We start from the raw sequence: 24,700 nt of genomic DNA, 5'->3' as shown, positions 1-24,700 counted from the left end.
TTTATTCTTTATTTTATAGATTGATAATAGTATAATGGCGGTATAGCCAAGTGGTAAGGCAGAGGTCTGCAAAACCTTCATCACCGGTTCAAATCCGGTTACCGCCTTAGTACTAATAAATCAACTTGCCGGCGTGGCGGAATTGGCAGACGCGCTGGACTCAAAATCCAGTGCCCGTTGAGGGCGTGCCGGTTCGACCCCGGCCGCCGGTATTGACTAAGATGTCTTCATCTTAGTTTTTTATTGAGAAATTAAATAACATCTTTTATGATGGCGAATGTGGCGAAGTGGTTAACGCACCGGATTGTGGCTCCGGCATTCGTGGGTTCGATTCCCATCATTCGCCCTTTATTCTTGGGGTATAGCCAAGCGGTAAGGCAAGGGACTTTGACTCCCTCATGCGTTGGTTCGAATCCAGCTACCCCAGTTATTATTTTTAAATTTGCCGGCGTGGCGGAATTGGCAGACGCGCTGGACTCAAAATCCAGTGTCCGTTGAGGACGTGCCGGTTCGACCCCGGCCGCCGGTATAATTATCAATATAGCAACTTTCTTATAGAGAGTTGCTATATTTTTTTTGTTTTTATGTAATTACCTCCAAATCAATTCGATACAAGTATTATCATAAAACGAGTAAAAAAGATATTGATAACGCTTTTATTATGTGTTAAACTATTTTTGTAAATTATGTAGGGTGCTACTATTCAATTAGGCACGACCTAAGAAAGGGTTCTTTCTTAGGTCGTTTTTTGTCTTTAAAAATTGTTTGGAGACAAAAATATGTATGAAGGAGTCTGCAAGTTGTTTTGTTTTATCATATAGAGGAGGTGAATTAACGGTGTATGTGATGAAAAAGCTGAATCATAATGCTGTATTGATCGATGACGATGGAATAGAAAAAATTGCGATGGGGAAAGGGATTGGCTTTTCTGCTAAAGTGAGTAAGCCATTTGATGTTGAGGATGCTGACAAATTATTTGTATTAGATTCTAAAGAAAAGATCAAACGATTCAGTGAGATAGTCTCGCAGATTCCAATCGAATTTATGGATTTTGCGGAAGAAGTGATTGAACTGATAACAGCTAGGATCTCCTCTCCATTAGATTCAAATATCTATATTACATTGACAGATCATATTTATTTTGCTATTCAACGAAAAAGAGAAGATAGAGATGTCACAGCAATTATGTTGCCAGAAATGAGATTCCTTTATCCAAATGAATATGATATAGCAGTAGAAGTGGTCGAGCGAATCAATCATCGATATCAAACCGAGTTAGGGTCAAATGAAGTAGGATTCATCACTATGCATATCATTAATGCTGAGCTAGGAGAGCCTAATAGTTTAAAGAGCTTAAAAATAGTAGAAATGACGACCACGATTTTGTCCCATCTAGAAAAATCCTATTCAAACGTTTATGATAAAGAATCACTGACTTATCATCGCTTAATGGTTCATATCAAATTCCTGGTTAAACGCTTGATTTATCAGGAAGAAACGCCAGTAGAAAATATTGGTTTTTTTACTGAAACATTTAAACATAGCAAAGCGTATTGTACAGCACTAAAGATTAAAGATATCATCGAACAGCAATTTCAACTTGCCATTCAAGAAAATGAAATCATCTATTTGGCAATTCATCTAGCAAGAATCTATTAAAATAAGGGCGTAACTATCTATAGGCGCAACCAAATGACACATAGTAAATGGACTATGATTATTTGGTTGCGCCTATTTTAGTAGAAAAAAGAAGGAGAATGAAATGGGAAAAGTGATTTTTAATTCGGATGATTTTGGCTATAGCCATGGTGTGAATTATGGGATTATGGATGCTTATCAGCGAGGAATTTTGACATCAACTACATTGATGGCAAATATGCCGGGTTTCGAGCATGCTGTGAAACTAAGAAAGGAAATGCCTAGGCTAGGTGTAGGAGTCCATTTAACATTGACGTGTGGCAAACCACTCCTCAAAACTGTCGATACTCTTATCGAAAGCGGAGAGTTCAGATCCTTATCTTATTATCAGCATCCATTTAACATTGACAAAGATCAACTGTATCAGGAATGGAATGCTCAGATTCAAAAAATTTATCATGCGGGGATCATACCAACTCATTTAGACAGTCATCATCATACTCATACTTTGGATGAAAATCAGGAGGTAGTTGTTACATTAGCAAAAAAATATGATTTGCCGGTTCGGAGCAACTTTGAACGAAAAGATGAAGTTCGTCATGTCGATTATTTTGAGCCTTGTTTCGATGTCGTAGGAGAAACTGATGAAAAAAAACGACAAATCAATACGAGTGTGGAAGAATATTTGGCAAGTTTACTCATGATATTGAGAGAAGATAAAACGATCGAAGTCATGTGTCACGCAGCGTATTTGGATCAGGAATTGTTAAATGGTTCAAGTTTTGTGTATCCTCGTACCCACCAAGTCGAATTTTTAATTCATTCAGCATTTGCTCAAAAAGTGAAAAATGATCCTTTGATTGAGTTAGTAACATATGAGGATATTTAATAGAGGAGGAATAAAAATGAATGTTAAATCAAATGTGCAGAAGCTTGGAAGAGCGATGCTACTTCCAGTTGCAGCGATGCCATTAGCGGGATTGATCATGCGTTTATCAGCTGATGATATGCTGAACATGCCAGTAATTGGTGCAGCTGGAAATGCCGTTTTTGGAAACTTGGATATCTTATTTGCTATAGGAGTTGCAATCGGTTTTGTCAAAAATAAGGACAAAGGAATACCTGCACTTACTGGTTTTTTAGCGATTGCTACCTTGAAAAAAGGCTTAGAAATCATGGACCCAGAAGTGAATATGGGGATTTTTGGTGGAATTATTTCCGGTTTAGTAGCGGCATGGACGTATAATCGCTTTAAAGAACAAAAATTACCAGTAGTTTTTTCTTATTTTGCGGGCGAAAAATTCCCATTGACTATGGTGATGATTCTACAAACAATCGCAGCTGTTTTTTTGGGCTTTATCTGGCCGCTCATCCAAATTGGGATTGATAATTTTGCAAAACTGCTCGTTGATATGGGGGCATTAGGTGTGGGGATATTTATGTTTTTGAATCGTTTGCTGATCCCCTTTGGACTGCACCATGTGTTGAATACGTATATTTATTACGATTTAGGAAGCTATACATCTCCTAGCAAGGAAGTTTTCAGAGGAGAGATGACACGCTTTATCAACGGAGATCCTCAGGCTGGACTGTTTTTATCAGGTTTTTTTGTAGTAATGATGTTTGGTATACCAGCTATATGTCTAGCTATCTATAAAGCAGCTTATAAAGAAAATAAAGAGATGGTCAAAGGAATCATGGGAAGCGGTGCAGGAACTTCATTTATTGCAAATATCACTGAGCCTGTTGAATTTAGTTTCATGTTTCTTTCTCCTATGTTGTACGTGATCCATGCACTTTTTGCCGGTTTAGCAGGGATTGTCTGTTACTTATTCAATATACGAATTGGTTTTACATTCGGAGCATGTATTGTTGATTATCTCATCAATTTTCGAATCGCTACCAATGCTATTTTGATTCTTCCAATCGGAATTTTCTTTTTTGCCTTGTATTACGTTACTTTTTATTATTTGATCAATAAGAGAAACATTCAGACATTAGGACGTGAAGCTAAGGCAGAGTTTGGCAATGAAGTAACCTTAGAAGAAACAGAGTTAGGGTTAGCAAGTAAAAATTATGAATATATGGCAACAAAAATGCTACAAGCGTTTGGAGGAAAAGCCAATATCCTGGATGTCTATAGTTGTAATACACGCCTACGGGTAGAGGTAGTGGATCCCACCATGGTCGAGGAACAGCGAATCAAGCAATTAGGGATAAGCGGGATCATTAAACCAACTGAAAAAAATTATCAAATTATCATCGGCTTAGAAGTGACTTATGTTATGGCAGAATTCAATAAATTATTAGAAGAATAGAAAGGAAAAGATGATGATGAAAAAACAGATTATCACTATAGCTGGAGGCGGGAGTACGTATACACCAGGAATCGTTCAAGCCATTTTGAACAATGAAAAACGGTTGCCATTATCTGAAATACGTTTATATGATATTGATGAAGAAAGAAATATGGATATGTACTTGATTGTTAAATTTATGCTGAAAAGAAAAGGTTTTTCAAATATTCGCATTCGTGCAACGGATGATCCAAAGCTTGCTTTTACAGGATGCGATTTTGTTTTCTCACAAATTCGTGTTGGAGGATTGGAGATGCGAGAAAAGGACGAAAAGATTCCACTTAAACATGGATTAGTAGGACAAGAAACGTGTGGACTCGGAGGATTTGCTTATGGGATGCGCTCAATCAAAGGTTTATTGGAAATTGTCGATCATATACAAGACTATGCCCCCAAAGCATGGATTTTGAATTATACAAATCCAGAGTCGATCGTTTCTGAAGCTGTTCGTCGTAAATATCCGAATGTAAAAATGATTAATGCCTGTGATATGACTATTTCAATTGAAGAAACGATTGCAGTGAATTACGGTTATGATCGTAAGAATTGGATCGTTACGTATTATGGTTTAAACCACTTTGGCTGGTATACATCGATTTATGATAAAGAATTGCAACGAGAAATTATGCCAGAGATTATTGAAAAACTAATAACAAAAGAAATGCAAGTCGCCGATTTTAATATAGGAGACAAAACTTGGCAAAAAACCTTTCAAATGATGTCAGTCATCACGAAAAATTTTCCAAGTAATATCCCGAATAATTACTTAGAGTATTACTTATATCCTGATATGGTCGTTGAGCATACTGACAAAGAGTATACACGTGCTAATATGGTCATGGATGGACGAGAGAAAAATACCAAAGAAATGGCTGATAAAATACGCCGCGGTATTGTGGAAGAAGTATTGAACTTTAATTTTGGGGAGCATGGACAATATATCGTCGATATAGCTATTTCCTTGTTGAATGATGATCGTCGTCGCTTTATGCTAATCGTTCCTAATCAAGGGGCGATTCCGAATCTACGGTCAGATGCAGTTGTTGAAATACCGGCATATGTTGGTGCAACTGGTGTGGAGCCAATTACACTAAGAAAACCAATCAGTGATTTTCATAAAGGATTGATGGAGGCACAAGTTGCAGCAGAGAAGTTACTAGTAGATGCTTACTTTGAAGGTTCTTATCAAAAAGCTTTACAAGCATTTACATTGAATCAAACCGTACCAAATGCCAGAGTCGCAAAAAAAATACTAGATGAAATGATCAAAGTAAACAAAAAATATTGGCCAGCATTAAAGTAGAGGTGATAAAAAGTGCATTTCTTTAAAACAAGAAACATTCTAAAAGCTGTAGCTAGTGGTCAAATTATTCCATTAACAGCAGTAAAAGACGAGGTCTTTTCTTCAAAAATGATAGGAGTTGGATACGCTATAACGAATCATGATGGATATATCCATGCGCCAGTTAAAGGAATAATCGATAATATATTTCCTACCCGACATGCCATAACGATCGAAAGTGAATCTGGCAGAAAAATACTGATCCATATGGGTTTAGATACAGTTGAACTCGAAGGAAGTCCGTTTCAGATACGGGTTGAAAGTAACCAGGAGGTAAAAGAAGGGACACTGTTAGCTATTATAGATTTGAAGAAGTTGGAGCAAGCACAAAAAGATACGGTGATCATTGTAGTTTCTCCAGGCATTTTTGAAGGAAATTTATTAAAACAAAACCAAGAAGTAAAGATTAAAGATAGTTGTTTTGAATTTTAGTGTACGATGAAAAAAGTTAAATAGGGTGATATTTATGGGTGAATTTACAAAATTTTTTTAAAATGATATGTTTCAATCACTAGATTTAATCATTTTGATTTTTGTTAATTATCGAATTTTTTTGTTGCTCCTATGATTTAGAAAACTTATTTTCAGGATTCTTAAAAATAAATTTGATTATTTAAGAGAATATATTGAAATAAAATTTCTTAATTATATAATTAGTTATGAACATTCTTTGCGTTGTCATGCAATGAATGGTTCATATTTTATTGAAAAGGAGTGGTTTTAGTGGAAAAGCTGATGAAATGGGTCGAAGAGAAACTTGTCCCACCAATGGCAAAAATTGGTACACAGCGTCATTTATTAGCAATTCGTAATGGGGTTGTTTCAACATTGTCATTGATTTTGATTGGGACATTTTTTATGGTCTTTATCAATTTACCGTTTCCTGGATGGAATGAATTTATTGCCCCTTATTCGGCAACGATTGTTTTACCCTTTAGGATGACGATGGGATTGATGGCTATTTATGCAACTTTTGTTATGGGTTCGGATCTAGCTAAATCATATGGATTAGATAGTGTGACAGGTGGTATATTATCTTTAGGAACGTTCTTTATGTTACAAGTTCCTGTAAACGTTTTAAATCCTGAAGAGGCACCTCTTGGCTGGGTCTTACCTATGAGTTCTTTGGGAGCATCTGGGATGTTTGCGGGGATCTTATCTATGATTTTTGCAGTGGAAGTATATCGTTTCTTTAAAAATCGAAATATTACTATCAAAATGCCAGAACAAGTGCCACCTGCTGTTGCCCGTAGTTTTGAGGCATTGATTCCAGGTGCAGTCATTTTAACAATTACTTGGCTGATTCGAAGCGTCGCGGGCTTTGATGTAAACGCTGCCTTATTATCGTTATTCGAGCCTTTAACCAATATTTTAGGGAATAATTTGCTTGGTGTTTTACTACCAATGTTTTTGATCCATTTGTTGTGGTCATTTGGTATCCATGGCATGAGTATTGTAGGGGCTGTTGTTCGTCCAATGTGGCTGATCATGTTGGATGAGAATGCAAAGGCATTGGCAGATGGTACAGCTGCCACCCAATTACCCTATATCGCTCCTGAACAGTTTTATCAATGGACGGTAACAATTGGTGGTGCAGGAGCAACGATCGTGGTATCTGTTTTGTTTATATTCTTCTGTAAATCAAAATTCTTGAAAGAGGTTGGTCGTTTTTCTATTATTCCTGGTATCTTCAATATCAATGAGCCCATGATTTTTGGAGCTCCTATGATGTTGAATCCTTACATGTTCATCCCGTTCAACTTAGTTCCTTTAGTTTTGACTATTATCAGTTATTTTGCAGTCAAATTAGAAATGGTCAATAGATTTACTGTTTTGCCAACATGGACATTACCAGCTCCAATCGGCGGTTATCTTTCAGCAGGAAATGACTGGCGTGTTGTTATCTTGATCATGATCAACACATTGATAGCATTTATTATCTATTATCCATTTGTAAAAGCTTATGATAAAAAGATGCTGTCAGATGAACAAAGTCGTGGAGAAAACGAAGTCCAGACTGTCTAAGTTTGGTTTTTAGAAGGTGGGAAACAATGTATTGGCTGATTTTATTTTTTGTTTTTATCTTTTTATTAACGGCTAGTCACCTTATATTGAATATGCTAGCTACATATCATATTCAAATCAATCGATGGATTTGGGCACTGGCATCATTTTTGATCGTGATTCTTCCAAAGATCATTGTACCGCATATGAATGTTTTGTTTTCATGGGGGACATATGTACTTTGTGGAATTTTTGCTATCAATTTTATGATCGAGCAGCATAGATGGTTTGTCACATCGAAGCTTTAAATGTTCTAAAAGTGGTTGTAACAGAAGTGGTTAGCTTCAAGAAATAAGAAGAAATTTACGAAAATTGCTTCTTAAATTTTTGTGAAATGTTGGCTTATTTTTCGTTTGGTTGAACTTATTACCGCAGATGCAAGCTTTTGACCACCGTTTATTCGGAATATGGGACTGTGACAAGGCTTTTGTCACAGCCCTTTTTTACATAAAGATTATTATTGTTTTAACTGTTTTGGCAGAAAGAAGGAGGAAAAAATGGAAATTTTATCAGCAATGGATTTAGAATTAGTAGATCTACTACCAAAGTGATCAAGTCAAATATAGATTTGGGAGCTTACAACCATATAGTAGGGGCTGCAGTATGGTGTATGAATGGTAATATGTATGATGTGAGTGTTTATTCAAATCATGAAACGTGTATAGAAATAATTGTGCTGGGAATAGCAATCAGTCATGGTGAACGTGACTTTTAGTGTATCGTTGCTGACGACATAGAACATTCTGACATGATCTACTCAATATGTGGGGATTGCTGGCAGTTTATATAGGAGTATGCATCGGATTGCGAGATCATTGTCTCAACAGAAGAGGGAGGTTGATTATCAAAGATAAAGTGGTAAATCCTACATTTGATTTAGTAATTGTTGAGGGGACTAGCGGCACAAATCTCTACAAAGCGATGCTTCTAGATCTATATGACACATTTTAAGAAAATGTATTTGCCTAATTATTATGGTCTTTCTTTTGAAGAAACGTTGAGATGATCCAACCAGAGAAAGGTGTCAAAGAATTTGACTAAGAATAAATGGCAGACGCTACCTATGCTCATTTGGATAGCGTCAGATCTTTTATTTTAAGGATGATTTTGTGTTTTTTAGACACCGTAATTTAAGTAACTCTAACTTTTCAATCCACTATTTACTTTTTTTGTATTTTCACTGTCTGGGTCTCGAATAGCGAAATTACTGATGAGTCTCTATTAAAAAAGCTTTTTCTACTTGAAACTATATTGGGTGGTTGCTCAGGAAGGTTTCGATTTCTTGAATTGCTTGTTGTGGACCATTTATTGGAAAAACGGCTTGCAGCGTGCGTGCCTGCTGACGAATCTTGGGTGAAGAAACTTCGCGCAGAGCAATCTGCAGTTTTCTTTCAGTCACTGGTTTTGTGAGGGCGATTGCGTTTCCGTATTTTACACAATAGTCAATATTACAGCTTTGCTCAAATTGCATCCCCACACCGATAAACGGTTTGCCGGATTCACAGGCAGTTTGGACGGTCCCTTCCCCGCCGTGGATAAAAGAAAAATCAATGAATTCATGCAAAAGATGACTAGACAGATATTCTGTTATTAAAAGATCTTCTGAGTCAGATTGAATGTCATCAAGCAGATAGTCAATAGGTGCAATAACCGCTAGATCCGGTTGTTTTTGTAAGAAGAACAAAATTTTGCGTAACATACGCGGATTGCCTGAACTACCCATTGCGAAATAGATAATACGTTTTCTTTCTTGTTGCTTTCGCTGTATAAAAGTTAGCACTTCTTCAGGCAAGGAAGTACTGAGCTTAGCAAAAATTGGACCAACGATTCGATAATTTTCCGGCAGCTGTTCTTCTTCCAAAAATAGTTTAGGCGTTGTGATGAGATTTAGATCAGCATCCATCATTTGTAAACTTGTTTTTGGTAAAGGAAGCATTTCTTTTTGTGCAGCGTGTTTGAAGGCATTGGGGATCCATCGGGTATTTACTATACGCTTTTTTGTCCAGTGCCAAAGGGGATTGCTTAAAGGGCCGAAGAAACGTAACTCGTGGGGCATCAGCGCATGCTCTGATTGAAAAAAAGGTTCACTCAAAGCATAGGGTTTAACATATACTAAAGGAATCTTTTTATTGCGGGCCGATAAAAAAATTGTCACATTCGAACCTGTCACAATCAGTCGAGGCTCAAACTTAGCAATCAGACTCTGTTCACTAGTGATACGAGAGGCAACCATTTCTTTGGTAAAAGGGTTTTTAAGTGTACGCAACTGGTCAAATTTTATGATTTGTTCTTCTTGTTTTTTCGTAAGGATCGGCGCTAGTAAATGATACTCAAAGCCACTTTCTGTGATCAAAGGAGCAAAAGTTTTAGAAAAGCCAAAGAATACACAGTAATAACGGTCTTTCATAGCTTTGGCAACCTCAATCATTCGTGTTGTCTCAGCTAAATTGAATACTGCAGGAGCAAAAAGAATTGTCTTCATGAAATCCTCCTTATTGGAATGAGTCTATCCCTTCGTTTCTTACTAGTATACTAAAAGACACAGCGTTCGAGTAGCCTATGTATATTTTGAATATTAAACTGTCTCTCGCTGTTTTCACAACTTCTAAATTTAAATTTTGTAATCAAGTTGAAACTCCAATTTTCAAAAAAACACGCAACAATTTTTTGATCGATTTATATGTTGTGCCAGATAAATACGAGAAGTTGTGTCATTAAAAATAAACATGAGAACATAAAAAAATAAAATAATTATATTAATTGATAGGTGTGCTGTCGTCATTATACACACGTAAGAAAGAAATAGTTATGTTTAAAAATATTCTTAGACTTTCTCGCCATGACAATTTTCACTATGTGTTATAACTGTAAACGATAATTATTCAGATAACACAAAAAGAAATCAAGGAGCAGATACGCCAGTTGTTTAATTTGAATATTATTTTAAAATTAAAATTTTTATTCTGTTCTAAACATTTTTGGTTGTTTAGAACTTTTTTTTGTGTATGATATAAAGGAGAAATAATTTTTTAAAGGGAAGGAAATTGTTTTGATTAAAGTAGATGGAGCATTACTAAAAGAATACCGAAAGAAAAAGGGGTTAACACAAGTACAATTAGCAGAAGGCATTTGTGAACAAGCAACTGTCAGCAATATCGAAAACAAGAATATGTCGCCAGGCATCAATATCTTAAGTGCGCTTTGCAAAAAGCTGAATGTCGAGATCTCCGATATATTAGTAGAAACAGAAGAAGACAAAATCAGGAAAAAAATAAATGAGATTCAATCATTGAATTCTGTATCAAAATACCAAGAATCTTATAAAATTTTACAAACGATCGATCAGGAAAAAGTAAGTAATTCTGATCTTTTAAATCAAATTTTATTTTATCAAGGACTGCTTGATCATCTTTATGCGAAAAAACCAGATGCAGCATTATTTTATTTTAATCAAGTGTTGGAACAAACGACCGAAACAGATATCCATCACTTACAAGCAGCTGCAAACGTGGCAATGATCTACTTGTCAAAAGGAGAATTAGATTTTGCGAAAGTTTATGTGGAGCGTACACTTAAAATATTGAGTGAGACTGATTTTGATAATCTGATGGTCTGCATTGTATATTATGATATCGCCACCTATTACCGTAAAATCGAGGATTATGATAAAGCAATCCAATTATGTGAGAAGGGTATTGAGTATAATAAGAAACATAAATCGACTTATGCATTGGAATACTTGCTTTATGAAATTGCTTCTTGCCATAAGCAATTAGGAGAAGATGATTATTTAGAAAGATATATGGACGCAAAAAAAATAGCGCGTTTCAACGGAAATGATTACGCGGTAAAGGTGATTGAAAACGACCTGAAATAAAGTGGTTGTGAAATCAGTGTTCTGATTTGAATACCGTTTATTCGAAAAAAGGAGGTGTGACTTTTGTCATACCTCCTTTTTTCGATATTGTTTGATTCCTATTTAGGCAACATATAACGGTTATAAAAGAAGCAATAGATTATGATGGTATCGATTGGATGGATACATCTTGGGATTCCTTTATCAATTTGAGCGTAGCGTGTTTTTCATTTATCGATAAATTTGTTATTCATTTTTTTGATAATCCTATTTACATATTTACGTCCTGGTTCTTAAAATGAATCTACTTGAATGGTTTTTATCCCCGTATTTCTGATCTCCTCTAATACTTTTTCAGAACAAAATTTATCAGTGATCAAATAATCAAAGACTGAAATATCAGCAATCTTGAACTTTGATGTCAGTCCGATTTTTCGATGATCAGCGACTAAAATCTTACATTTGATTGTCTTGTTGACCATCATTTCGTTGATCGTTGATTCATTTAATATCTTTGTTGTGACCCCATGTACTACATCGACTCCGCTACAGCCAATGATACAAATGTCTGCATTGACTGAAGAAATCGTATTTAATGCGATGTCGCCCACTAGTGCTTCTTTTGGAAAGCGCATCTCTCCACCAGTTAAAATATAACTACAATTATCTTTGTGCGGAGAGTAATTGATTTTCACGTTGTTTGTAATGACTGTCAAATGGTTAGATTGAAGAAAATCCAGTGTTTTCAACGCAGTCGAGCTAGAATTGATAAACAGCGTATCATAATCGTTAATGTATTTACTAGCTTCTCTGGCAATCGCTTGTTTAATCCTTTCAGGACCAGATTGATCAAAATCAGTCTGGTTTTTGTAATTATAAGAACAATAACCGTAATTGCGTATGATCTCGTTTTTTTCTTCTAATAAATTTAAATCTCTTCGTATCGTACTAATAGATACATCAAGGGATTCAGCTAATTCGAAAGTTGATAGTTGTTCAGTCTGCTGAAGCAGTTCCAAAATTTCTTTTTGACGTTTTTCAATATTGACAAGTGAGTTTTTCATGACTTTTGCCTCCTGAGGGACATCTTGATCCATGGATTTATTTGACTAGTTGTTCATTTAAACATTCATATCTTTCTTTATTATACTGAAACAATCATTGATTACTGAAAGAAAATCATATAAAAAACAAACGGTCATATAAAAGGGTTTTCATGGATGCTGATACACATTAATATTTACTTGTAAGTTGGAACAACGATATGGGGGGAGCAAGCAAATGAGTAAAACTGTCAATGAAGTAACAAAAGAAAAGTGGTTAGTAGAAACATTTCCTGAGTGGGGCACATACTTGAATGAAGAAATCGAAACAGAAGTAGTGGATCCTGGAACTTTTGCTATGTGGTGGCTGGGCTGTACGGGAATTTGGCTGAAAAGTCATGAAGGAACGAATATTTTATGTGATCTATGGTGTGGGACGGGAAAACGTAGTCATGGGAATGGCATGATGAAAAAAGGCCATCAGATGATGCGTATGAGTGGCGTTCAAAATATGCAGCCTAATTTACGTACTCAGCCTTTCGTAATCGATCCTTTTGCGATAAAAAATGTAGACGCTTTAATCGTTACACATATCCATTCCGATCATCTAGATATCCATACAGCCGCAGCAGTTCATCAAAATTGTCCTGAAGCAACATTCATTGGGCCAAAAGAAGTGGTTCGCACGTGGCAAAAATGGGGAATTCCTGAAGAAAAAACGATTACAGTAAAGCCAGGTGATGCAGTCAAAATCAAAGACATCAATGTAGTAGCTTTAGAAGCGTTTGATCGGACAGCGTTGGTCACTTGTGAAGATCCAGAAGAGGTATTAAAAGGAAAAATGCCTCAGGAGATGGATCAAATTGCAGTAAACTATTTATTCGAAACATCAGGAGGGAATCTTTATCATGCAGGAGATTCACATTACTCCAATTTATTTGCCAAACATGGTAATGAACACAAAATCGATGTCTGTTTAGGGGCCTATGGTGAAAACCCACGAGGGATAACAGACAAAGTTACTTCTGTTGATATGCTGCGCATGGCGGAGTCATTGAATGCAAAAGTAGTGATTCCTGTCCACTACGATATTTGGTCTAATTTTATGGCTGATCCAAAAGAGATCATTGAAATTTGGAAATTCAAAAAGGATCGCCTGAAGTATGGATTTAAACCTTATATCTGGCAAGTAGGCGGGAAATTCATCTATCCGACAAACAAAGATGATCTTGAGTTTAATTTTTATCGAGGATTTGAAGATGTCTTCTCGATTGAAAATGATACACCGTTTCCGTCGTTTTTATAAGAAAGAAGGGGAGTTTCTTGCTGAAATACTTTTTTGACCATCAATTGATTCATTACCCAGATAAAGAAATCACGGATTGGCGTGAAGCTATCGCCGAAAGCTGTCTTGTATTGATCGATAAGGAAATTATTGATGAAACGTATGTGGAGGAGATCATCCATTGTGTAGAAAAATACGGTCCTTATATTGTGATCGCACCTCAAGTAGCAATGCCGCATTCTTCAGAAAAAAGTGATGGTGTTTTTGGAACAGCTATTTCATTTACCAAGTTGAAACAGCCAATCCGTTTTGAAAGTGAAGGGGAGAATGAGGAGAAAACGGCTAGTTTGTTTTTTACACTCGCAGCAAAAGATCCAGAAGAACATCTAGAAAATATCCAAAAATTATCCGAATTATTAATGACAGATGGATTGGTTGAGCGTCTCATCTCTACGAACTCCATCGATGATTACCAAGTTGTGATGGCAGAATATAATTAATTGATAGAGGAGAAAAAAGATGGGGGAATTTTTGTTAAGCATTTGGACGTATTTTGCAACAAATATCTTGACGCAGCCAGCATACCTGATTGGTTTTATCGTGTTATTAGGCTATATTTTGCTGAAACGCCCGCTTCATGAATGCATCGCTGGATTCTTAAAGGCAACGGTCGGTTACTTTATTTTGACTGTTGGCTCTGGTGGTTTGGTCAATAATTTTCGGCCAATCTTGGTTGGACTAAAGGAACGGTTCAATTTGGATGCCATGGTTACAGATCCTTATTTTGGACAAAATGCTGTGGATGCTGGATTAATGGAGACATTTGGCCGTACCTTTGGAGATGTGATGATTTTATTACTGATTGCATTTGTTTTAAATATCTTATTAGTCCGTTTTCAGAAATATACGAAACTGCGTTCCGTTTTCACTACCGGAAACGTTCAGGTTCAACAAGCAGCTACCGCTTTTTGGATTTTACTGTTTTGCTTTCCTGATCTAGGTAGGATACAAGTATTGATTTTTATGGGACTGATTTTAGGTTGTTATTGGGCAGTAGCTTCTAACTTAACAGTAGGAATCACGCAGGAATTGACAGAAGGTGCCGGATTTGCAGTGGCACATCAGCAAATGTTCGGAATCTTTATATTTGCAAAATTAGCTGAGTGGATGAAAAAGCGGGATGAAAAGAAAAATAGATCAATCAAGCAAGACAAAAAAATTGAAGATATCAAATTACCAGGATTCTTGTCGATTTTCAATGAGAATATGGTTGCTACTTCGTTACTCATGCTATTTTTCTTTGGGATCATTCTGATTGTACTAGGCAAAGATTATTTGATTCAAGCGCAATTCATGCAAGAAGGGCAGAGTTTCTTATTCTACATTATGACGACTTCTTTAAATTTTGCGGTATATCTGGCGATCTTGCAATTAGGTGTTCGGACATTCGTCGATGAACTAACTCAATCTTTCCAAGGAATCTCAAACACGATTTTACCAGGAGCTGTTCCAGGAATTGACGTAGCTGCTACTTTTGGCTTTGGTTCGCCAAATGCGGTAACGATTGGGTTCTTGTTTGGTGCTTTGGGACAGTTTTTGATGATTGGTTTACTGATTTTATTGAAATCACCAACGATCGTCATAGCCGGTTTCATTCCGTTGTTCTTTGATAATGCCGTTATAGCAGTTTATGCCAATAACCGAGGTGGATTCAAAGCCGCTTGCCTGTTCCCGTTTCTTTCAGGAATCATACAAGTAGGCGGTTCAGCATTATTCGCTACATGGATTGGGATGTCAACATACGGTGGTTATATCGGGATGTTCGACTGGGCAACAGCTTGGCCATTGTTTACAGTAATCATGAAAGTCCTAGGTTATGCTGGAATTGCCGTAGTTGTCATTGGTTTATTGGCTATTCCGCAGTTACAATATCGGAAAAATCCTGATGGTTATTTTTTGATTGTAGAAGACTATGACACATATGCAGAAAAGCAGAGAGTATAAAAGAAAATCTGATTAGACAACACTCATAATGGAGGGATTAAGATGAGAATTTTAGTATCGTGTGCAAATGGATCAGGAACAAGCTTGATGATGATGAGAAGTGTGGAAAAAGCAATGAAAGAACTAAACGTACCAATTACCAAAATCCATCATTGTGCCATTTCAGAGGGAAAAAGTTCAGCTGGCCAATACGATGTAGTTTTTACGCCAGTCAATTTTTTGAATATGTTTACTCAGGCAGAGAAAAAAGGAGTTACAGTTATCGGTATCAAAAATGTGATGTCAGTCAAAGAAATCAGTGAAAAATTTGCTGAAACAAAGTGGTACCAAAAAAACAAGTAAAGGAAGGAACTAAGATGAGCAGGCCGAATTTGCAAATTGCGTTAGATCACAATGACTTAGAACATGCATTAGGAGATGTTATGAAAGTTGGTGATGTAGTAGATATTATTGAAGTGGGCACAATTCTTTGCTTACAGGAAGGACAAAAAGCGATTCGCTGTATTCGCAGTATGTTCCCAGATAAAAAACTAGTCGCTGATACGAAATGTGCAGACGCTGGAGGAACAGTGGCGAGTAATGTTGCAAAAGCAGGAGCAGACTGGATGACAGTCATTTGTTGTGCAACGATTCCAACTATGGAGGCAGCACAAAAAGAAATAGGTGAATTGCAAGTAGAACTCTACGGCAATTGGACTTTTGAACAAGCCATGGATTGGCATAACATCGGTATCCGGCAGGTAATCTACCATCAAAGCCGTGATGCGCTGTTATCTGGTGAAACTTGGGGTGAAAAAGATTTATCGAAGATCAAAAAACTGATTGAACTAGGCTTTAATGTTTCTGTAACTGGTGGATTAAATCCACACACATTACACTTATTTGAAGGGATCGATGTGTATACCTTTATCACTGGTCGTGGTATTACAGCAGCAAATGATCCGATGAAGGCCGCACAAAACTTCAAAGATGAGATCATTCGTATCTGGGGGTAAGGAAATGGCTCAAATTGGGATTTATGAAAAAGCGTTACCCAAAGATATTTCATGGAAAGAACGTTTTTCCCTTGTAAAAGAAATGGACTTCGATTTTATCGAGATGTCGATTGATGAGACGGATGAGCGGTTAGCACGATTAGATTGGTCTGAAGAAAAGATAGCTGAGCTGAGAGAAGAGATGTTCAGCTCCGGTGTACGTATCCATTCGATTTGTTTAAGTGCGCATCGGCGATTTCCGTTTGGTTCTGCTGATCCAGAAAAGAAAAAAGCAGCGAAACAACTAATGAAAAAAGCAATCCATTTGGCGCATAATCTAAGCGTCAAAGTAATCCAAATAGCTGGATACGATGTTTATTATGAAGAGAAATCAATGAATTCCAGAGAAGACTTTATCGAAGGAATAAAAGAAAGCGTAAAGGAAGCTTCTAAATATGGCATCATTCTTTCCGTGGAAATCATGGATGATCCATTTATGAACTCCATTTCAAAATTTTTAGAAATCAAAGAACAGATTCATTCACCTTTTCTACAAGTATATCCAGACCTAGGCAATTTGTCCGCATGGCCGGAAAATAATCCGGCTCGAGAACTTGAGAAAGGGATCGATTATATCACTGCTATCCACTTAAAAGATACTTACCCTGTAACAAAAGAATATTCAGGCCAGTTTCGTGATGTTCCTTTTGGTAGCGGTTGTGTTGATTTTCTTGGATTATTAAGACATTTGAAACGTCTAGATTATGATGGAACATTTCTGATTGAAATGTGGAGTGAAAAAAGCCAAGACTTTCGAAGAGAAATCCAGCAGGCAAAAGACTACTTAAGTTCTAAATTGAAGGAGGCTGGCTATGATGTCTTGTGAAGAAAAAATTGCAGCAATGAAGCAACGTGTCCTTGAAGCAAATCTGGCATTGCCGCGATACGGATTAGTCAAATTGACTTGGGGCAATGTGAGTGAAGTGGACCGTGAGCTAGGAGTCATCGTCATTAAGCCAAGCGGTGTCAGATATGAATGCATGCAAGCAGATCAAATGGTGGTAACAGATTTGTCGGGAAATATAATAGAAGAAGATAGCTTAAAACCATCTTCAGATCTCCCCACACATGTTGTTTTGTATCAAACTTTTGAAGATATAACTGCTATTACTCATACTCATTCCACGCACTCCGTCATGTGGGCGCAAGCAGGACGCGATTTGCCAGCTTATGGCACGACTCATGCTGATGCTTTTTATGGTAAGGTTCCTTGTACACGCCAATTAACGAAAGAAGAAGTAAGAGAAGCTTACGAAGTTCATACAGGGAATGTGATTGTCGAGACGTTTAAGGAAAGAAAATTAGATCCAAACGAAGTCCCTGGAGTACTTGTCTATGGACATGGACCGTTCACATGGGGGGATTCACCTATGAAAGCAGTAGAAAACAGTTTGATCTTAGATGAAATTTGTCTGATGGCCAAAGAAAACGAGCTGATCAACCCCAATATATGTGAAATCCCGCAATATTTACTAGATAAACATTATTTTCGCAAACATGGAAAGTATGCATACTACGGGCAATAGAGATGCTAGGGTAAGGGTAGAAAATTAAAAGATAACACTTGATAGAGAGAAACAGAGGTTGTGAAGAAAATTTATCACAACCTTTTTATTTATCAAAAAGGATGCATTCTAAAAGGAAAGAGGAATTTTAAGGAATCGAGAGAATCTTTACAGGAGAGTTATATGTGATAGATTAAATAGTCAAAGAACTGTATTATTAGAGGGAGAATTGTATAAGAAAGGAAGAAAAAAATGAATATTGATTCCCTTATGATCGATGAGATTTCTGAATTATATAAGAGCGTTGGTTGGACGAATTACACAAAAGACACTGCAAGGTTAGCTAGAGCATTTGAACAATCTGAATCTCTGATAAAGCGTAATGGGGAAGGGAAGATTATCGGAATCGTTCGTTGGATCACTGATTTTGCGACGATCGCATTTATTCAAGATATCCTCATTCATCCGAGGTATCAGCGCCAAGGAATAGGCAAAGTGCTTTTGAATGAAGCTTTGGAGAAGATCACTAGTTATGGACCAGTCCAAATCGAATTATTGACAGATGATACTGAGAAAACAAAAAAATTTTATGAATCAGTAGGATTTGTTCAAGTAAAGGAAATGGGTGGTATTTCTTATGTCATAGATACTAGAAGAAAAAAGGTGCTTTTTGGTAATGACAAATAACATATAATAACGTACAAAAGAAAAAATTCTAGCTTAGTTCTTTAGAAAAACAAGAGGATAGACTTAGTATCACTCAATCTATCCTCCAATGCTCAGCTATTTTATTTTTTTACTCACCTCTTTATCAAATACAATTTTTTGCAAATTCGAACTAATATAAAAAATGAACACATGATTTTTTTTTAAAGCAAATGCTATGCGATAATTTTTTTTATTAATTTTGACTTTCATCTCGTATATTCCTTTTGCCGAACGAGTACGCACTGGCTTTATACGAAAAAAATTATGCTCCAAATACTCTGTCACTTTGTGGGAAATTGCTTCTTTATACATGAAATGTTCTTCTTGTGGAAATTGCTTAAGTAGTTCACTGTCAAATTCAACAGTATAATCCATGTTTTATTTCCTTTCTATACTGATACATTATAAAAATAAACAATTTTATAAGTCTCTATATTTCATGATGAATGACAAGTATATTTGATTCATCTTGATATAGCTCTACGAGATCTCCAATTCCAGGATACATATTGAAATAATCATATGGTATACAAACATTTATTTTTTTTCAATTGTCAACACTGCGTCTTCTTCTTCTAATTCTATAATCTTAGCAATTTGTACGTCGCTTTTCATGTGTGATCTTCCTTTCTATACATTGGATTTACTTTTCGATGATATCTACAACAGCTTTGCCACAAGTCAGTTCTTTTTCTAGCTCGTTCTTTATTTTTATGGCACATGGTTTGGAAAAAGGAGCAGCTTCTTTCCATGAACCAAGTAAAGGATATTCGTTACTGATACCTTTCACATATTGTTTGTTTTTGACGCCTTTTGTTTTTACTTCTACATAATACATTTGATCCTCTTCTTTCTTGCTGTTTTTAGTTAATATTCAAATATATGTAAGTGAAAATGATTATGTATCTATATCTTTATGATAAATAAAAAGAATCAATTTGAAAGTTTTTTTCACTCGATATAACTAATTTGAATAATATATATAATAAAAGGCTATTGTTCTTAAAATATAAATAGTATATAAAGAGATTGAAGGTAATGCTCGAATGAACATTACCTTCAATCTTAATGATGCTTATAACTAACGTAATAAAAACCTGAAACAAAAATAGCTCCGCCGATGATATTTCCAATATAAACGGGGATAAAATTCGAGAGAAATTCTAACCAAGTCGCTTGACCTTCAAATATGGCAGCAGGTATCACAAAACAGTTGGCCACACTATGCTGGAAACCGATTGCCACAAAAATCATGACTGGAAACCAAATCGTTAGTACTTTGCCGGCCGCATCTTTTGCTCCATATGATAACCATAACGCTAAACCGACAAACCAATTACAACCTATTCCGGAGCCTAATGCTTGCCACCAAGAAACAGCGATTTTATGATCAGCAATATGAATCACTTGGTCGAGATAGACACCTGAATGAGTTAAACCAACAAAGTGTCCAAAGAAATAGGCAACGAAAATTGCACCAATAATATTTGCAAAAGTAATCACTGACCAATTCTTAACCAGCTGTGAGAATGTGACTTTTTTATCCATAAAGGCAATCGCCACAGCCATCATATTTCCGGTGATCAATTCACCACCGCCAAGAAGGATGACCAGCAGGCCGATAGGAAAAACCGAGGCACCAACTAAACTAGTCAAGCTAGCCATAGATTCTGGGATAGAAGCAGAGACTCGTACGTATGCCAAATAACCTAGAGAAATCATGGCTCCTCCGATAAAACCTAAAATCAGTTTAGCTAAGATAGGTTTATGTATTTTTTTTGTTCCAAGATGAATACTGAGTTCCATAATTTCTTCTGGTGTGTGCATAATACTTCGATTCCTACTTTCTTAATGAATTTTCATGTGATAAAATATAGTGAAAAAAATCACATTTTCTTTGTTGATTATATCATCTTATTATTTATATGTGCATATTATTGTAAAATTTTCTATTTAATCACATTTGATTCTAAAAAAGAAACAAAAATAAAAGTCATGTATATGGTGGTCAAAAAGTAAATAATATCAGTTATCAAATTTCCTGTAAATTTTCTTGAAACTACAGCATATTATTACTTCAAAACAATCTACATTTTTTATAAAAAAGGAAATGAATAACTGAAAAAATTATTATAGGAGAGAAAAAATGTCAAAATCTAAAAAAAATATCACCATAATTGGTTTAGGCTTAACCGTATATTTATTTACAGAATTTGTTTATAGACATGTGAATTTATTTGCAGAACCTTTATTTGTATTATACGAATCAAATTCCTCAATCGTCAGTGAACTTGCTAATTTAATGATAGCATTGCTGTTTACTCCCGCGTTGAGAGTCATAACTATTTTGGTCTGTTTAGTGCTATTGTTTTTTGTTTATTATTTGTCAAATTAAGCGAGACAAAACTTTCCATTTACGTAACTCAAAAAAACTTCTAATGGTGTTTGGTAATTTAGTGATTTTCTAGGGATATGGTTTCTTTTAGACGCAACGGATGAGATGAATCCTTGATTGACTTGGTTGAATTCCATTTCTTTTGGTAGTCCATCTTTTCGGAGGAGTCCGTTTGAATGTTCATTTAATCCCCGTTGGGAAGGCGTTCCTGGGTCTGCGAAATAAATATCAATATCATTCGTATTACTAATACTTTTCCAATTAGAGAATTCTTTTCCACAATCAAAGGTAATTGATTTGAAAAGATTTTTGGGTACGGATTGAAGCCATTCATTAATCGAATTTTCAATATCAACTGCCTTACGGCCTTCTGGTTTCAAGGCGATAATGGCTTTTGAAAGTCGCTCAACGAGTGTGATGACGGCACTTTTATGGTGGATGCCGACAATCGTATCACCCTCTAAATGTCCAAATTCTTCTTCGAAAACGACATAATCTTTTTTACGTTCAGAAATATTTCTTTTGAATGCCTGTTTTCCACGTTTTTCCTTATAACCATTTGGTTTTCGTTTTCCTTGCATCGGTAAATGTAAAACATTGAATTCTCCCGTCTTAAACCGGCGATAGAGGGTACTTACTGAACAAGAGAAGGTTCGCTCTGCACGGCCAATAATGACGTCTGGGGTCCAACCTTCAGTTGATCTTTTTTCAATGTATTCTTTTTCCTCAGCAGGAAAAATGATTTCGGTTCTCCCACAACGTCGCTTATTTTCTTTGTATTGTTCAAAGTATTCAAGTGCTGTTCCACCACATTTGAGAAAGTTATAGACATTGTAAATTGTTTGGCGTCCACGTTTAAGCTGCTTCGCAACGATAGCAACCGGAGTTTCTTGATGAAAATATGCTTCTATCATTACAAGCTCGTTTGGTGTAAGATGGGTATAAGTCATTTATGTTCACTCTCCTTGTATGCTTTAGCGGGTATTACAATTTGAGTGTAACATAAATGGCTTTTTTATTTGTCTCGCTTAATTATACAAACGGCGATTTAAAAAATTTGAAAAAGCGTTTGATTATTTATATTACGACTTAGTGCAATAAAAAACGCTTTTTAACAGTACATGTAGTCGTCTTTATAATAGATAAACTCTGTAGTATTAGTTAAAAAGCTATAAGTTGCACTTAGTTAAGTGCAAACATTTCATATTGTCGTTAGTTTAGAAAACGCTTATATTAGCAATGTAAGGAGAGATGATAATGCAGCAGCTAACAAAAAGAGAAAGGCAGCTTTTGATTTACTTGGTGGAAATGTCTGAACCGGTAACAATCAAAAAGTTGGCTGAAAAAGAAAATGTTAGTGTTCGGACGATAAAATACGATCTAGATGATATAAGAGAGTGGCTGAATGAGCGGAAGCAAGTCCTATATAGCAAACGTAGTCAGGGAATTTGGATGAATATTAGTAGCTCTGATCGAATCAAATTAAAAAGCGAATTGATGGATGTTAATCGTTTTGAAATATTTGCAGATCAAAGTCTCCGAATCAAACGTTTACTAATTATGCTTTTAGTAACAAAAGAAGCTATTACTGGAATGAAAATGGCCAACGCATTAGATGTCAGCAAAGATACGATCATGAATGATTTAGATGTGCTGGAAAATAATTTTCTTAAGGAAGGATTGACCTTGAATCGTCAGGCGCGAAAGGGTTTTTGGATCACAGGAGAAGAACGTCTAGTTCGATTAACGATTGAAGAGATTCTTCAAAAAGAGTTCACGGATTATGACATTTATAAATTAATGTCATTGTTATTGAATGGCGGTGAGACTGAATACTTTGAAATGTATTCTGCTACTGCTACACCTATCCAAGAGGTATTTAATCAAGTAATCATTCGAATGCGGCACTTACTGGAATTTGAAAATCTAGAGAAACTGAATTACGCGGAATTACTAAATATTCTGATTCGAGTGACAATTGCTACCGTTCGCTTACGCAAAGAGGCTACGATTGGTCGTTATCAATTGGTTGCTGAACAAGAATTAGACAAAAACGATCTTTCTTATCGCGTCATGCAGCAGGTCTTTGATTATTATCAGTTGCCACTGTTCGAGGATGAATATCATTATATCTATAGTGATACATTCGACACGATTCACCAGCAAGACGTCATGAAACTAGTTGAGAATGTGATTTATAAAGTAAGTAAAGCAATCAACCATTCTTTTTATCAAGATCCACAATTGTTGACGAATCTGTATGCTCATTTATCCATGCGATTATCGAGAAAGAAAAAATTTGTCAATGAATATAATCCTTTTAAAGAAGATATCAAGCAGAAATACCCGGAATTATTTGATGCGATCAAGCAAGCAGTTCGACAAGAAATAAGTGAACAAAATATTCTGATCAATGATTCTTTCGTGGCATATATTGCCTTACACTTTTTGGTTTCCTACGAAAGAGAAGAAGATCTACGAAGCGTTAGAGCCGTCTACATTTGTTCAACAGGGTTGGGTGTGACTAGTCTGATCAAGCAAAAGATCAATGAAGAATTAAATAATATCACTATCGTAGCATTTGCTTCAGTATTGAATGCGCAAGAAATGATTGCCACCAAAGATCCTGATTTGGTGATTAGTATTTTTCCAATCAATGGCATCGATCGTCCTTTCATCAAAGTCCATCCATTACCCACTGAACAGGACTTGAAAAAAATTCAACAAATAATAAAAAAAATACTTGCTTCTTCCAATCAGCAGGAAAGGCATAACTTGAATCTTAGAGAAACGTCCATCAATAAAGATACTTTAGAAGACTTTAGCAAGGAATTGATTTTGAAAGCTTATACGATTTATGAACGTTTACTTGTCATTTTGGAAGCAGAATTGATCCAAGAATATCGAGAAGCTTTTTTGCTTCATGTATTCTTAATGGTTCATCGTATCACATTTGATCAACAATATATGGCAGAAGGTCGTCAAGCAGACCAGATTATTTTAGACAAAGGAACACTGGTAGGAAAAATCGAAGCAGTTTTTGCAGAAAATAATTTAGGAATCAATCAGTCAGAAATCAGTGCATTATTCTCATATATAAAAGAAGGAGCGTCAAGTTAGTGAAAATGTCAGACGAGGCTTTAAAAATTATCGAGGAAAGTCAAAATCGGGAAAAGTTAAAACAAGTGATTGATCTAATTGAAGAGCGATTAGTAGAACATGCTATTGTACCAACCGAGTTGCAGTGGACCATTCTAATTAATCACTTGAATGAGATGCTGAAACGTTCTCAAAGAAAGGAAACGATTCCCGTAGTCGATCGGGATTTGTTCAAAGAAGTATCCAAAGAAGCCATAACTATTTCTGATGAAATAGTTAGAAGTATCGGTAATTTAACCGATGATGAAATATATGTTTTGTCGATTCATTTTGAAACAGCAAAAAATAATTAATATTTAGGAGGAAACAA

General features: G+C 35.9%; 24 protein-coding genes and 5 tRNA genes. 23 read left to right on the top strand and 6 right to left on the bottom strand.

The window, feature by feature from the left end; translation table 11 throughout:
• Positions 1–36 precede the first annotated feature (36 nt).
• The 12 genes from PYW34_RS08240 to PYW34_RS08185 all read left to right on the top strand — a co-directional run bounded on the left by PYW34_RS08240 (position 37) and on the right by PYW34_RS08185 (position 7,649).
• Positions 37–107, top strand: a tRNA-Cys gene (locus PYW34_RS08240).
• 20 nt (positions 108–127) lie between these two features.
• Positions 128–212 (top strand) — tRNA-Leu (locus tag PYW34_RS08235).
• 61 nt (positions 213–273) lie between these two features.
• Positions 274–346 (top strand) — tRNA-His (locus tag PYW34_RS08230).
• A 9-nt stretch (positions 347–355) separates the two neighbouring features.
• A tRNA-Gln gene (locus tag PYW34_RS08225) sits at positions 356–427 on the top strand.
• 17 nt (positions 428–444) lie between these two features.
• A tRNA-Leu gene (locus PYW34_RS08220) sits at positions 445–529 on the top strand.
• 254 nt (positions 530–783) lie between these two features.
• Positions 784–1,659, top strand: coding sequence for a PRD domain-containing protein (locus tag PYW34_RS08215; RefSeq protein WP_002288809.1), 876 nt, complete (start codon positions 784–786; stop codon positions 1,657–1,659).
• Between the two features lie 103 nt (positions 1,660–1,762).
• Entirely contained in the window at positions 1,763–2,527 is a 765-nt protein-coding gene (locus tag PYW34_RS08210) for a carbohydrate deacetylase (RefSeq protein ID WP_002288811.1), read from the top strand.
• A complete protein-coding gene (locus PYW34_RS08205; protein ID WP_016631546.1) occupies positions 2,514–3,956 on the top strand; it encodes a PTS transporter subunit EIIC in 1,443 nt (480 codons plus the stop codon). The genes PYW34_RS08210 and PYW34_RS08205 overlap by 14 nt, the downstream gene beginning before the upstream one ends.
• Positions 3,957–3,966: 10 nt before the next feature.
• Positions 3,967–5,298 carry a putative maltose-6'-phosphate glucosidase gene (locus PYW34_RS08200; protein ID WP_016627925.1) on the top strand — a complete coding sequence of 444 codons (1,332 nt, stop codon included), beginning with the start codon at positions 3,967–3,969 and terminating at the stop codon, positions 5,296–5,298.
• Positions 5,299–5,310: 12 nt separating this feature from the next.
• Complete coding sequence (locus PYW34_RS08195; protein ID WP_002288815.1) at positions 5,311–5,769, top strand: PTS glucose transporter subunit IIA; 459 nt, start codon at positions 5,311–5,313, stop codon at positions 5,767–5,769.
• Between the two features lie 291 nt (positions 5,770–6,060).
• Positions 6,061–7,362 carry a PTS sugar transporter subunit IIC gene (locus PYW34_RS08190; protein ID WP_002333223.1) on the top strand — a complete coding sequence of 434 codons (1,302 nt, stop codon included), beginning with the start codon at positions 6,061–6,063 and terminating at the stop codon, positions 7,360–7,362.
• A gap of 26 nt (positions 7,363–7,388) precedes the next feature.
• Entirely contained in the window at positions 7,389–7,649 is a 261-nt protein-coding gene (locus PYW34_RS08185) for a diacylglycerol kinase (protein ID WP_002295336.1), read from the top strand.
• Positions 7,650–8,647: 998 nt separating this feature from the next.
• Here the strand turns inward: PYW34_RS08185 and PYW34_RS08180 are convergent.
• Positions 8,648–9,883, bottom strand: coding sequence for a glycosyltransferase (locus PYW34_RS08180; protein WP_002288819.1), 1,236 nt, complete (start codon positions 9,881–9,883; stop codon positions 8,648–8,650).
• Between the two features lie 567 nt (positions 9,884–10,450).
• On the opposite strand from PYW34_RS08180, the gene PYW34_RS08175 reads away from it, so the two are divergent.
• Positions 10,451–11,278, top strand: a complete 828-nt coding sequence (locus PYW34_RS08175; RefSeq protein WP_002288821.1) for a helix-turn-helix domain-containing protein — start codon at positions 10,451–10,453, stop codon at positions 11,276–11,278.
• A 272-nt stretch (positions 11,279–11,550) separates the two neighbouring features.
• On the opposite strand, the gene PYW34_RS08170 is transcribed toward PYW34_RS08175, so the two are convergent.
• Entirely contained in the window at positions 11,551–12,321 is a 771-nt protein-coding gene (locus PYW34_RS08170; RefSeq protein WP_002288823.1) for a DeoR/GlpR family DNA-binding transcription regulator, read from the bottom strand.
• 217 nt (positions 12,322–12,538) lie between these two features.
• Between PYW34_RS08170 and ulaG the strand changes: the two genes are divergently transcribed.
• The 8 genes from ulaG to PYW34_RS08130 all read left to right on the top strand — a co-directional run bounded on the left by ulaG (position 12,539) and on the right by PYW34_RS08130 (position 18,815).
• Complete coding sequence (ulaG, locus tag PYW34_RS08165; RefSeq protein ID WP_002333224.1) at positions 12,539–13,606, top strand: L-ascorbate 6-phosphate lactonase; 1,068 nt, start codon at positions 12,539–12,541, stop codon at positions 13,604–13,606.
• A gap of 17 nt (positions 13,607–13,623) precedes the next feature.
• Positions 13,624–14,085 carry a PTS sugar transporter subunit IIA gene (locus tag PYW34_RS08160; RefSeq protein ID WP_002295331.1) on the top strand — a complete coding sequence of 154 codons (462 nt, stop codon included), beginning with the start codon at positions 13,624–13,626 and terminating at the stop codon, positions 14,083–14,085.
• Positions 14,086–14,104: 19 nt separating this feature from the next.
• Entirely contained in the window at positions 14,105–15,589 is a 1,485-nt protein-coding gene (locus PYW34_RS08155; RefSeq protein WP_002288827.1) for a PTS ascorbate transporter subunit IIC, read from the top strand.
• A 42-nt stretch (positions 15,590–15,631) separates the two neighbouring features.
• Complete coding sequence (locus tag PYW34_RS08150) at positions 15,632–15,931, top strand: PTS sugar transporter subunit IIB (protein ID WP_002288830.1); 300 nt, start codon at positions 15,632–15,634, stop codon at positions 15,929–15,931.
• Between the two features lie 14 nt (positions 15,932–15,945).
• Positions 15,946–16,584, top strand: a complete 639-nt coding sequence (locus PYW34_RS08145) for a 3-keto-L-gulonate-6-phosphate decarboxylase UlaD (protein WP_002288832.1) — start codon at positions 15,946–15,948, stop codon at positions 16,582–16,584.
• Between the two features lie 4 nt (positions 16,585–16,588).
• Entirely contained in the window at positions 16,589–17,449 is an 861-nt protein-coding gene (locus tag PYW34_RS08140; RefSeq protein WP_002289048.1) for an L-ribulose-5-phosphate 3-epimerase, read from the top strand.
• The gene (locus tag PYW34_RS08135) at positions 17,439–18,149 is read left to right on the top strand and encodes an L-ribulose-5-phosphate 4-epimerase (protein ID WP_002295327.1); all 711 of its coding nucleotides are present in this window, start codon (positions 17,439–17,441) and stop codon (positions 18,147–18,149) included. Before PYW34_RS08140 ends, PYW34_RS08135 begins: the two co-directional genes overlap by 11 nt.
• A gap of 231 nt (positions 18,150–18,380) precedes the next feature.
• Entirely contained in the window at positions 18,381–18,815 is a 435-nt protein-coding gene (locus PYW34_RS08130; protein ID WP_002289050.1) for a GNAT family N-acetyltransferase, read from the top strand.
• 96 nt (positions 18,816–18,911) lie between these two features.
• Here PYW34_RS08130 and PYW34_RS08125 read toward each other — a convergent pair whose 3' ends face one another.
• The 4 genes from PYW34_RS08125 to PYW34_RS08110 form a co-directional block, all read right to left on the bottom strand.
• On the bottom strand, positions 18,912–19,211 hold the full coding sequence (locus tag PYW34_RS08125; protein WP_002289065.1) for a hypothetical protein: 300 nt from the start codon (positions 19,209–19,211) through the stop codon (positions 18,912–18,914).
• Positions 19,212–19,479: 268 nt separating this feature from the next.
• Positions 19,480–19,674, bottom strand: coding sequence for a hypothetical protein (locus PYW34_RS08120; RefSeq protein ID WP_002289063.1), 195 nt, complete (start codon positions 19,672–19,674; stop codon positions 19,480–19,482).
• Positions 19,675–19,901: 227 nt separating this feature from the next.
• A complete protein-coding gene (locus PYW34_RS08115; RefSeq protein WP_002295324.1) occupies positions 19,902–20,663 on the bottom strand; it encodes a formate/nitrite transporter family protein in 762 nt (253 codons plus the stop codon).
• 564 nt (positions 20,664–21,227) lie between these two features.
• The gene (locus PYW34_RS08110) at positions 21,228–22,181 is read right to left on the bottom strand and encodes an IS30 family transposase (protein WP_000222572.1); all 954 of its coding nucleotides are present in this window, start codon (positions 22,179–22,181) and stop codon (positions 21,228–21,230) included.
• A gap of 307 nt (positions 22,182–22,488) precedes the next feature.
• Between PYW34_RS08110 and PYW34_RS08105 the strand changes: the two genes are divergently transcribed.
• The gene (locus PYW34_RS08105; protein ID WP_002334339.1) at positions 22,489–24,351 is read left to right on the top strand and encodes a BglG family transcription antiterminator; all 1,863 of its coding nucleotides are present in this window, start codon (positions 22,489–22,491) and stop codon (positions 24,349–24,351) included.
• Positions 24,351–24,683, top strand: a complete 333-nt coding sequence (locus PYW34_RS08100) for a PRD domain-containing protein (RefSeq protein ID WP_002291790.1) — start codon at positions 24,351–24,353, stop codon at positions 24,681–24,683. Before PYW34_RS08105 ends, PYW34_RS08100 begins: the two co-directional genes overlap by 1 nt.
• The last annotated feature ends 17 nt before the right edge of the window (positions 24,684–24,700 follow it).

The sequence above is a fragment of the Enterococcus faecium genome, assembly GCF_029023785.1.
Taxonomy (GTDB): Bacteria; Bacillota; Bacilli; order Lactobacillales; family Enterococcaceae; genus Enterococcus_B; species Enterococcus_B faecium.
This window is presented reverse-complemented; position numbering and strand designations above follow the sequence as displayed.

Excerpts from the sequence above, each read along its gene's own strand:
- PYW34_RS08180 (WP_002288819.1), bottom strand. The coding sequence starts at position 9,883 with ATGAAGACAATTCTTTTTGCTCCTGCAGTATTCAATTTAGCTGAGACA.
- PYW34_RS08170 (WP_002288823.1), bottom strand. The coding sequence starts at position 12,321 with ATGAAAAACTCACTTGTCAATATTGAAAAACGTCAAAAAGAAATTTTG.
- PYW34_RS08155 (WP_002288827.1), top strand. The coding sequence starts at position 14,105 with ATGGGGGAATTTTTGTTAAGCATTTGGACGTATTTTGCAACAAATATC.
- PYW34_RS08215 (WP_002288809.1), top strand. The coding sequence starts at position 784 with ATGAAGGAGTCTGCAAGTTGTTTTGTTTTATCATATAGAGGAGGTGAA.
- PYW34_RS08130 (WP_002289050.1), top strand. The coding sequence starts at position 18,381 with ATGAATATTGATTCCCTTATGATCGATGAGATTTCTGAATTATATAAG.
- PYW34_RS08200 (WP_016627925.1), top strand. The coding sequence starts at position 3,967 with ATGATGATGAAAAAACAGATTATCACTATAGCTGGAGGCGGGAGTACG.
- PYW34_RS08110 (WP_000222572.1), bottom strand. The coding sequence starts at position 22,181 with ATGACTTATACCCATCTTACACCAAACGAGCTTGTAATGATAGAAGCA.
- PYW34_RS08115 (WP_002295324.1), bottom strand. The coding sequence starts at position 20,663 with ATGCACACACCAGAAGAAATTATGGAACTCAGTATTCATCTTGGAACA.
- PYW34_RS08205 (WP_016631546.1), top strand. The coding sequence starts at position 2,514 with ATGAGGATATTTAATAGAGGAGGAATAAAAATGAATGTTAAATCAAAT.
- PYW34_RS08135 (WP_002295327.1), top strand. The coding sequence starts at position 17,439 with ATGTCTTGTGAAGAAAAAATTGCAGCAATGAAGCAACGTGTCCTTGAA.
- ulaG (WP_002333224.1), top strand. The coding sequence starts at position 12,539 with ATGAGTAAAACTGTCAATGAAGTAACAAAAGAAAAGTGGTTAGTAGAA.
- PYW34_RS08105 (WP_002334339.1), top strand. The coding sequence starts at position 22,489 with ATGCAGCAGCTAACAAAAAGAGAAAGGCAGCTTTTGATTTACTTGGTG.
- PYW34_RS08150 (WP_002288830.1), top strand. The coding sequence starts at position 15,632 with ATGAGAATTTTAGTATCGTGTGCAAATGGATCAGGAACAAGCTTGATG.
- PYW34_RS08185 (WP_002295336.1), top strand. The coding sequence starts at position 7,389 with ATGTATTGGCTGATTTTATTTTTTGTTTTTATCTTTTTATTAACGGCT.
- PYW34_RS08140 (WP_002289048.1), top strand. The coding sequence starts at position 16,589 with ATGGCTCAAATTGGGATTTATGAAAAAGCGTTACCCAAAGATATTTCA.
- PYW34_RS08120 (WP_002289063.1), bottom strand. The coding sequence starts at position 19,674 with ATGTATTATGTAGAAGTAAAAACAAAAGGCGTCAAAAACAAACAATAT.
- PYW34_RS08125 (WP_002289065.1), bottom strand. The coding sequence starts at position 19,211 with ATGGATTATACTGTTGAATTTGACAGTGAACTACTTAAGCAATTTCCA.
- PYW34_RS08210 (WP_002288811.1), top strand. The coding sequence starts at position 1,763 with ATGGGAAAAGTGATTTTTAATTCGGATGATTTTGGCTATAGCCATGGT.
- PYW34_RS08145 (WP_002288832.1), top strand. The coding sequence starts at position 15,946 with ATGAGCAGGCCGAATTTGCAAATTGCGTTAGATCACAATGACTTAGAA.